Origin of the sequence: Streptomyces sp. SM10 (assembly GCF_002910915.1) — a bacterium.
In the GTDB taxonomy this organism is placed as follows: domain Bacteria; phylum Actinomycetota; class Actinomycetes; order Streptomycetales; family Streptomycetaceae; genus Streptomyces.
In genome coordinates, this window is record NZ_NEUF01000060.1 from 37,389 (window position 1) to 46,264 (window position 8,876).

Annotated in this window: 7 protein-coding genes and 3 pseudogenes; 7 read left to right on the plus strand and 3 right to left on the minus strand. The window is 70.6% G+C overall.

Features of this window, described 5'->3' with window-relative positions; translation table 11 throughout:
- The first annotated feature begins 211 nt into the window (after positions 1 to 211).
- The 7 genes and pseudogenes from B9S57_RS07980 to B9S57_RS08015 all read left to right on the plus strand — a co-directional run.
- A complete protein-coding gene (locus tag B9S57_RS07980) occupies positions 212 to 871 on the plus strand; it encodes an IS5 family transposase (protein ID WP_258036281.1) in 660 nt (219 codons plus the stop codon).
- A 903-nt stretch (positions 872 to 1,774) separates the two neighbouring features.
- Entirely contained in the window at positions 1,775 to 2,581 is an 807-nt protein-coding gene (locus B9S57_RS07990) for an SDR family NAD(P)-dependent oxidoreductase (protein ID WP_103514832.1), read from the plus strand.
- Positions 2,582 to 2,705: 124 nt separating this feature from the next.
- Positions 2,706 to 3,497: a GNAT family N-acetyltransferase gene (locus B9S57_RS07995; RefSeq protein ID WP_103514833.1), complete on the plus strand. Its 792-nt coding sequence runs from the start codon at positions 2,706 to 2,708 to the stop codon at positions 3,495 to 3,497.
- Between the two features lie 53 nt (positions 3,498 to 3,550).
- Positions 3,551 to 4,048 carry a hypothetical protein gene (locus tag B9S57_RS08000; protein WP_103514834.1) on the plus strand — a complete coding sequence of 166 codons (498 nt, stop codon included), beginning with the start codon at positions 3,551 to 3,553 and terminating at the stop codon, positions 4,046 to 4,048.
- A gap of 193 nt (positions 4,049 to 4,241) precedes the next feature.
- Positions 4,242 to 4,382 (plus strand): annotated as a pseudogene (locus B9S57_RS34025) (DUF1048 domain-containing protein); the annotation flags it as partial.
- A 1-nt stretch (position 4,383) separates the two neighbouring features.
- Positions 4,384 to 4,482: pseudogene (locus B9S57_RS08010) on the plus strand (DUF1048 domain-containing protein); the annotation flags it as partial.
- An 85-nt stretch (positions 4,483 to 4,567) separates the two neighbouring features.
- Positions 4,568 to 4,705: pseudogene (locus B9S57_RS08015) on the plus strand (3-hydroxyacyl-CoA dehydrogenase family protein); the annotation flags it as partial.
- A gap of 88 nt (positions 4,706 to 4,793) precedes the next feature.
- On the opposite strand, the gene B9S57_RS08020 reads toward B9S57_RS08015, so the two are convergent.
- From B9S57_RS08020 to B9S57_RS08030, 3 genes are all read right to left on the minus strand, one after another.
- Positions 4,794 to 5,324 carry an NUDIX hydrolase gene (locus B9S57_RS08020; RefSeq protein WP_103514836.1) on the minus strand — a complete coding sequence of 177 codons (531 nt, stop codon included), beginning with the start codon at positions 5,322 to 5,324 and terminating at the stop codon, positions 4,794 to 4,796.
- Positions 5,325 to 5,411: 87 nt separating this feature from the next.
- Entirely contained in the window at positions 5,412 to 6,752 is a 1,341-nt protein-coding gene (locus tag B9S57_RS08025; RefSeq protein ID WP_103514837.1) for a transcriptional regulator, read from the minus strand.
- Positions 6,753 to 7,127: 375 nt separating this feature from the next.
- Positions 7,128 to 8,822, minus strand: coding sequence for an ISAzo13 family transposase (locus tag B9S57_RS08030; protein ID WP_103514838.1), 1,695 nt, complete (start codon positions 8,820 to 8,822; stop codon positions 7,128 to 7,130).
- Positions 8,823 to 8,876 lie beyond the last annotated feature (54 nt).

The following is an 8,876-nucleotide window of genomic DNA, read 5'->3' on the forward strand; positions in this document are numbered from 1 at the left end:
GAGCGGCAGGGCGCCAGCGCGTCTTCACCTCCGACACCCCCTGGGTCGCTGCCGACTTCGACGACACCATCTCGTCACTGAAGATCACCAAGCAGGGCGGAGCCGCACCGACTCCCCGCATTCTTGCTGCTGGAGCCACCCCGACCCCTGTCAGCCTGGGGACGATGGGCCTCACCATGGCAGTGTCGATGTAGCACACCATCTCGTATTGATGGCCGTGTGCGTTGCTGATCTGGTGGACACCCCTCGCTGGTCAGCACCGCCGCTCCGACAAGTCTGGCGATTCTGGCGTCGTGACGCTCACTCCTCGCCCTCGTCGTCCTCATCAAGCTCGGGCATCGACAGCCAGTCGGTGGACGCCTCCGAATCCGTAGGTGAGGACAGTCGCGGATACGACGGCGGCAAGTCACGCGACGGCCGCAAGCGTCACATCCTGACCGATACCGAGGGCCTGCTCCTGGAGGTGACCGTGACCACGGCCGATGTGCACGACTCCAAGGCCGCCCCGGCGCTGCTGGAGGCATTCATGGAACAGCCGGGCCGGCTGCTGAAACTGGTGTGGGTCGACAGCGCCTACCAGGGTCCGGCGCTGTCGAAGGCGTTCGCCCGACACGGTGTCCGCGTCGAGGTCGTGCGGCGCTGTGACGGGCAGCGCGGATTCGTCGTACTGGCCCGCAGGTGGGTGGTGGAGCGCACGCTGAGCTGGCTCTCCCGCTCACGCCGCCTCAACCGCGACCACGAACGCCGCCCCGACCACCATGCCCAGATGGTGTGGTGGGCGGCCACCATCAGGCTGTCCCGGCGCCTGGCCGCAGACGCTCCGCGCTGGCCGGAGAAGCGTCCCGAGCGGCTGCTTCCGGCGGCGGCGTGAATCGTCCGTCCTCCGCCCGCACCAGCCAGCCCCGCTTCTCCAGCACATAGGCACGGTGTCGGATCTTCTCCACCTCGTTCTTGATCTCCGCTTCCCGGCCCACCGCACGTGCCGGCTCCACCCCGTTCACCGGCCCCGAAGCGGCCACCACCGCGGCGAACACCTCCCGGTACGCACCGCTGAGCACCTCCTCACCGATGCCCGGCCGCCACACCGGCGGCCGTCCACCATGCACCGGGCCTGAACCGTTCGCCCCCCAGCGGCAGCCACCTCACCACTTGACGGCACAGAAACCGGCGTAGTCACCGCGCTCTCCTCGGCCAGCACCGACACGAGTTCCTCCCGCCCCACCCTGGCCCGCTCGACCGCTCCCGCGCGGCATCCACCTCCACCTGAGCCTGCTCCAGGACCTCCGTCCAGGACTCCAGCTCCTGCCTCGCCCGCGCCTCACGCAGTTCCATCAACCCCAGCACCGACGGCATCACAACCTCCTCGATCAACAACAAGCCGCCCGCTGCCTGCCCCTACCCCTCCGCGACCACGCCCCGCACACGAAGAAGCCCCTGCTCATCGAACAGGGACTCCCTTTGCCACAACGCACTGAGATGCCGTCAGGGAGCTGTCAAGAGCCGTGAGGAGCCCATCAGAGGGCCGTCAGAAACGGGCCGCCGCCCTTGTCCCGGGCCACGGCCACGGCTTCGATGGGACCCATGAACAGCGCGTGGACCCTGCTCGACCGGCCGCCTCATCACGCGCCGCCGTGTCGCGTGCCCCGCTGCCGTCCGGGCGCGTCCGCCCTGAGCTGACGCCCGCCCGACCGCCTGTCCCGGGGCGCCGTGACCGTATACCGGTGCGACGCCCCACCGTTTTCCCCACCACATTTCTCAGACCTCTGGACAACTCATGTCTCCTTCCCTGTCCGGTCACACCGTGCTCGTCACCGGAGCGACGTCCGGCATCGGCTACCAGACCGCCCGGCTGCTCGCCGAACGCGACGCAATGGTCCTCGTGCACGGCCGTACCGCCGAGGAGGCGCACGCCGCCGTGGACCGGCTCGTCACGCTCTCGGACGCGCCCGCCGACCGCCTGTGCGCCTTCGGGGCCGACTTCTCCCGCCTGGAGGAGGTCGAACAGCTCGCCGTCCGGGTCCTGACGGAGCACCCGCACCTGGACGTGCTCGTGAACAACGCCGGCATGGCCGCCCCCGAGCGGCACACGGTCACCGCCGACGGCAACGAGGTCGCCTTCCAGGTCAACTTCCTTGCCCACTACCTGCTCACACACCTGCTTGAGCCTGCCCTGAACAGCGACCCGGGCGGCCGGGTCGTCAACGTCTCCTCCTCCCTGCACCGCACCGGTTCGATCCAGTGGAGCGACCCCGACCGGACCCGCCGCTACTCACGGCTCGCCGCCTACGCCCAGTCGCAGCTGGCACTGACCGTCTTCGCCGCCGACCCGCGCGTCGCCGCCGTCTCCGTACACCCCGGCGTCTGCGCCACGAGCCTCTTGCCGCTGTACGCGCACGAGGGCGAGTCGCCGGCCGAGGGAGCCGCCCACGTCGTACGGCTCTGCGACCCTGCCACCAAGATCGTCAACGGCGCCTACTACGAACGTGAACACCGCGTCTCCCCGGCCCCCGTCGCCACGGAGCCCCGCACCGTCCAGCGCCTCAGCAAGCTCGCCGACCTCCTCGTCGGCCACACCGCCTGAAGGAGCGCTCCGCCATGTCCAAGCGCGCCCGCAAGCACAAGGCAAACCACGGCAGTAAAACCGGCCAGCGCTGACCCCGGGGGCGGCCCGCCCGGGCCGCCGCCACACCCGCACCGGAGACCCCTTGCACCCCGCCCAGCAACCACCCTCCCCCGCCCGAGCGTTCCCGACCGGAGAACCCGGCACCGGAGCCCTCGTCGAGCACGCCCTCGCCACCGGTCACGGCCGATGGTGGACCGACCGCCGAGACCGGCCCCGCGCCGTGGCTGTCACCTGCGCCGGACACGCCCTCCTGGCAGGCGACCCCACCGCTCTCGCCCCCGCGGCCCTCGCCCCACTCGCCCCACTCGCCGACCACTGCGTCGAAGCCCCTGACCGCTTCTTGCCCGTCCTCGACGCGGCCTTCGCTCACCTCCGCACCTGGGAACGGATGTTGTACCTCCACACCGCTCCCACGCCCTTCCCGCCGCGCGTGCCGCAGGGGCTGACCGTCAGGCGTCTCAGCGCGCCCGACGCACCGGCATTGGCGGCGATGGACCCGGCCATGGCTTGGATCCACCGCAGTTGGGGCGAGCCCAGCGCTCTCGCCGCCTCCGGACTCGGCTGGGCCGCGTTCCGCAAGGACCAGGTGCTTACCCTCACCTGCACCCGCTTCCTCGGCAGCCGCTACGAGGACCTGGCCTGCGCCACCGTGCCGGACGAGCGCCGCCGACACCTCGCACTTGCCTGCGTCAGCGGCCTGACCGCCGACGTCACTGCCCGAGGCCACCGGGCCACCTGGACCTGCTCTCGCGACAACCGCCCGAGCCGCCTCCTCGCCTGGACCGCCGGCTTCCGGCTGGCCAGGGAGTACGTCCACCACGTCGCGGGACCTGCCACCGTCAGCAACCCGTCAGGATTCGGGGCGGCAGCGTAGGACTCCCGTAAGGAAACCGCTCTCATTCGGTCACGAACCCTACCGTCGGCCCTGTGCAGCGATACGACGTCCAATGGCTCTCCGAGGCCCGTGCCGCAGCTGGCTACGCGGTCCTCGTCGCCCTCCTCGGCCTGTTCGTCGACGCGGTCGGCACCGGACTGACGGCGCCCCGCGCGATGGCCTGGACCGGCCTGGCCGCCACTCTCCTCGTGATCCTGCTGCCCCCGCGCGTCAGCGTGACCCCCGGTCGGCTGACGGTACGGAGCCTCGCCTCCACCAGGACCGTCCACACGGACGAGCTGGTTTCCCTCCGTTGGCCGATCGACGTCTCCGAGCGAGTGGCCCTGCGCGACGAGCACGGCACCCACGCCGAACTCGACCTGCGCCTCCTCTTCGCCAACCCGTCACTCTGGCTCCAGCTGGAAGCCGACGCCCGGACCTCACAAGGCCGAGGCACCTTCGTTCACGGCTTCCCCTGCCTCGACCGACTCGCGATCCGGATCGAAGCGGAGACGGCTCACACCGTCTTCAGAGTCTCCCGGCTCGAGTGAGCAGCACCGCGAGCCGACGGCGGTGTGACGGCCGTAGGGCGGGTTGGCAGCCTTGCCATTGCGGGCGTCGACGAGGGCAGAGCCGGCGGCCAGGGCACGGCCGCCGCCAGCTGCCAGCGGCGCCGGAGCGGGAGAAGCCTGCGCCTGGGCCGCAGTCTGCTCCCCGTGGGCAACTGCGGCATGCCTGGTCCGCGTCCACGAGGTGCTCGGCGACGACATCCGGGGCTTCTGCACGGCGCTGGCCGGCGGAGAAGGGGCCCGAACCTACCGCGACCGGTGGCGCGAGCAGCTGAACAGGAACGTCGCAAGGAAACTGAACCGGCTGGGAGGCTGACGTGGGCATCCAGGACATCATCGAGGGCAAGAAGCAGTGGCGCGCGCACATGGCTCGGGTCAAGGCGCTCCCGCCGGACTACCAGATCGCCTACAAGGATGGCTCGTCTGATGCAGGATCGAAAGTGCCCGAGAAGTCCCTGACGCCAGGAAAGCCGCCTCGCAGCCGGTGAAAGCGCAGGTCACAGGGCTACGCGCAACGCCGCCCAGTTGTACGCGGAGTGCAAGGAGCCCCTGTACGCCGCTCCCCCGCTGCTCCAGCGCATGGTCGACGCGGGCCGGCTCGGCCGGAAGACGGGTTCGGGTTTCTACCCCTACCAGTGAACCGCCTGCGCCGGTGCGGCGGACCTTCCGGGGTGTCCCGGCGGGTCCGCCGCACCGGCATGTGGCGTCAGCTCGGTCGCATGTGCGCTCACCCCAGCTGCATGTGATGGAGCATCAACAGCCCCGCCGCCATGTTGGCCGCCGGTATCTCACCGCGGGCGATCATGTCCGGCACGAGTTTGAGCGGGACCCACTCGCGCCGCGAGGACTCGAAGCCGTCCACCGGGGGCCCGGCGTACGTCGCCTCCCGGGACCAGAAGAGGTGGTGCCGGGCGTCGACGAGGCCGTTGGCCGGTTCGACGGTCATCAGCGGGCGCAGTTCGCCGGGGCGCCAGCCGGTCTCCTCCTCCATCTCCCGCGCCGCGGCCACGGCGATGTCCTCGCCGTCCTCCACCACGCCCGCGGCCAGTTCCCAGCCCCAGCTGTCGGTGATGAAGCGGTGCCGCCACAGGAGCAGGACCTCGTTGGCCTCGTTGACGACGGTCGCCGCGGCGACGGCCCGGAGCCGGATGAGGAAGTGGTCCAGGTGACGGCCGTCGGGGAGAACGACGTCCGCCAGATTGACCCGGAACCAGCGATTCTCGTACACGGTCTGTTCGTTCAGGTTCGTCCACTGCACAGTTCTGCCACCTTCCGACTGGTCGATGGCAACATCGGAGCAGGGTCCGCCCCGCAGGGGAACGCGTGCACGGCCCTGGGACGAGGCTCACAGAGGCACGCGCAGCGCTCCGTCGATGAGACCGGCCGCCGCTTCGGCGTCGGCGCAGCCGCTCGCGGCCAGGTGTTCCCGTACGGAGCGCAGCCGGTCCCTGAGCCGCTGGGATTCCATGCCCCGGGCGCGTTCGGCCATCTCCGAGGCCGTGCCGGCCGCCCTGTCCGCCTCACCCTGGAGCAGTTCGAGATGGGTCAGCAGCGCGAGCCGGTGCACGGTCCCGCGGTCGTGCGCCGGGGAGCGTACGGCCGCCGCGGCGTGCTCCCGGGCACCGGCGAGATCCCCGAGGCTCAGCAGCGCCTCCGCCACCTGGACGTTGACGAGGCCCGGCTGGACGTACCCCGTCTCGTCCGGTTCGCTGCCGGAGCCGATGCGTCCGGCCTCCTCCTCCGCGCGCCGGATGCACTCCAGGGCGCTGCGGTGGTCACCGAGCTGGGCGTAGGCCTTGGCCTGCATCGCGTGCAGGTCGGTGGCCAGCGCCGGGGTGATGTGGGGGCTCGCGGCCCGCAGGGCCGCCTCGGCGAAGGCGACGGAACGGCGGAATTCGGCGAGGTGCAGGGACTGGTTCACGAGCAGCGCGATCACATAGCCGCCGAGCCCCCGGTCCCCGCTCGCCTTGGCCAGGCGCAGGGCCTGATGGAAGTAACGCTGGGCGAGGCCGTGGGCGTCGGAGTCGTAGGCGCAGATGCCGGCGACGGCCACCAGGCCGGCGGCCGCGCGGTGGAGCTGTCTGCCCGTCGCATCGCTGTACCCGCCGCGCAGCAGCGGCGCGGTCTCGGCGTTGAGGAAGCCGACGATGCGGGACCTGGTCGCGATGCCGCCCGCCTTGCGGTACATCTGCTCGTAGTGGGCGCGGGCCGCGCGGAGCATCGCTATGTCCGCCATGCTCACGCGGGAGGGCCCGGGGCGGGAGACGTCGGCGTCCTCGGGAGGGTTCTCCCACTCCCAGACCGGGATGACGGCCGTGGTGCCGGTGACGGCCGGGGCGGTGGCCAGGTGCGGACGCTGCAGTTCGTCGGAGCGCCACAGGGCGGTCGCGTGCTCGACGAAACCGGAGAGACCTGCGCTCGGAGCCGCCGCCTGGAGCCCGGCGATCCCCATGCCGATGTCGTCGAGCGTGACGGGCCGCTCCAGCCGCGCGGCGAGGACCTCGCAGATCAGGTCGGGGACCTGCCCGCGCGGGCGCTGGCCCTTGAGCCAGCGGGAGACCGCCGTGTGTTCGTAACGCAGGCAGAGCCTGCGGGCTCGGCCGGCCTGGTTGACATGGCCGGCGAGCCCGGCACGGGACACACCCGCCTCGTCGATCAGGGATTCGAGCAGGACGTTGGGCTCCATTGCCCCCCCATGTGCGCGTCGCAATGAGCCTAGTGGAGCACGATTCACACGGGGTGTGAACGGAATGCCCGAACCCTCCTGCTGTGCACTCTGCCGCGCCGGTCCACCGCTCGGTTGAATGAGTGCCTCGCAAGAGGCGGCCGGGTCGTCGGCTCCCCCTCGTACAGTTCGACGACCCGCACCCGCGCCGTCCGCCCTGCCGGCCTGCCCGACACTCCGTGGCAGGGCGGACGGCGCCGGATCGCACAGCCCGCTGCCCCGATGACAGCCGGCCCGAGTGCGGTCCCCACGCCATCCGGCGAGAACAGAAGGGGCGTATCCGGTGGCCGGATACGCCCCTTCTCACCCTGTGCGGCGGTTAGGGCCTGCCGATTATCAACTCGCCGTCTTGATCTCCGGTGGCGGGGTGATTCCGAGCTGTGTGGCGAGGTCTGCGAGGTCGTCCAGGGTGGCGAGGCGGTGCTCGGCCGGGGCGTTGATGTGCCCGATCTCGTCGAGGAGTTGGTGGGTCTTGCGGATGCGCCGGTTGATGGTCTGGGGCGCGACCGCGAAGAGGCGGGCGATGGCGACCTGGGGAAGCCCGAGCCTCTCGTAGAGGAGGGTGGCCAGGAGCCGGTCGACGAGAGTGAGGCCCGGGCGCCGGCCGGTGTAGAGGCCGGCGGCGGGAGTCTTCTGCCGGTCGCCGCCGCGCCGCTGGTGTAGGTCGTCTTCCCGCTGGGCCGTGCGGGCCGCCGCCAGCTCACCGATGAGCTGGCCCCATCGTTCGTCGTCCATGCCGGTCAGGGCCGGGTGGACCAGCCAGGCGCGGCCGGGGCCGGGCTGGAGCTGAGGCAGTACGGGAGGGATTCCATCCCGACGGTGCTCCTCGGGACGCAGGGTGTAGTTCCAGTCGCCATGCCAGTCGTGGCGGTTCAGCGGCAAGGCGGTCATCTGCCCGTCGCTGACCCTCAATCCGGTCTCATAGAGGGCAGTGTCGAGCTCGGCCCGGATGGCGAGGCCGGTGCGGGTGGTGGTCGCGGCGATGCTGTTGACGATGACGTCATGGCTGGTCAGCGGCCTGCCTCGCCAGTTCATCGTGATGTGGGAGAACAGCCGGTGCTCAATTTTGTTCCATTTTGAAGTACCTGGAGGAAAGTGAGACACGCTGATCTCCAGGCCGGTCTCGAGGGCCAGGGCGGCCAGCTCGAACTTCCAGGCGCGGGTCCGGTGTCCGTTGGAACCGCCTGCGTCCGCGGTGATCAGCAGGCGTCCGGAGTGCGGGTAGGCGGCATGTCCGGCCGCATGCCACCAGCGGCGGATGGAGGCGACGGCGAACGCTGCGGTGTCGTGATCGGTGCCGACGTTGACCCAGCCGGCATCCTCGGCCAGGTCGTAGATTCCGTACGGGATCGCCTTGCCCAGATCGGCGTCGGGAAAGTCGTGAGTACGGACCCGGACCGGTTCCCCCTTGCGATGCCACTCGCGCCCGCCGTTCTTGTAGTTGCCCACCAGCTCCTTCTTCTTGGTGTCCACGCTGATCACGGGGTCGCCTGCTGCCTGGAACTCCTTGGCCTGGTCGTTGATATAGCGGAACTGTCCGTCCCGGTCCGGGTGCTGCTTGCCTTCGGTGGTCTTGGCGTTGCCCTGGAGGCTGAAGCCCTCCTCGCGCAGCACCGCCGCCACCGTGTCCGCCGAGACCCGATGGCCCTGCCGGACCAGCTCGGCGGACAACTGCCGCGTCGACTTCACCGTCCACCGCAGCGGTGACATCGGATCCCCACGCACATTCGGCTCCACCAAAGCCAGCAGCGCGGGCCGCAGCCCCGGATTCAGGTCCACCGCCCGTTTGCGGCCCCCGCCCACCCGGCGGACCCGTCCCAACAGCACGTCACCGGACTCAAGTTCAGCAGCCCCGCGTGAAACGGTGCCCTCACGCACCCCCGCCGCGCGAGCGACGAGCCTGATCCCGCCATGCCCCAGCGAGCGTGCCTCCGCTCCTATGGTCAGTCGCCGCTGACGCTCGTCCAAGTGCGGGAACAGCGCCTGAAACTTCGCCGCCAGCCCGGTCTCGATCCCCTCCGATCTCCCCATACCACAACAACGAGCCACAATCCCGGAAGCGACGGCTTGTTTCCCGGCAGGCCC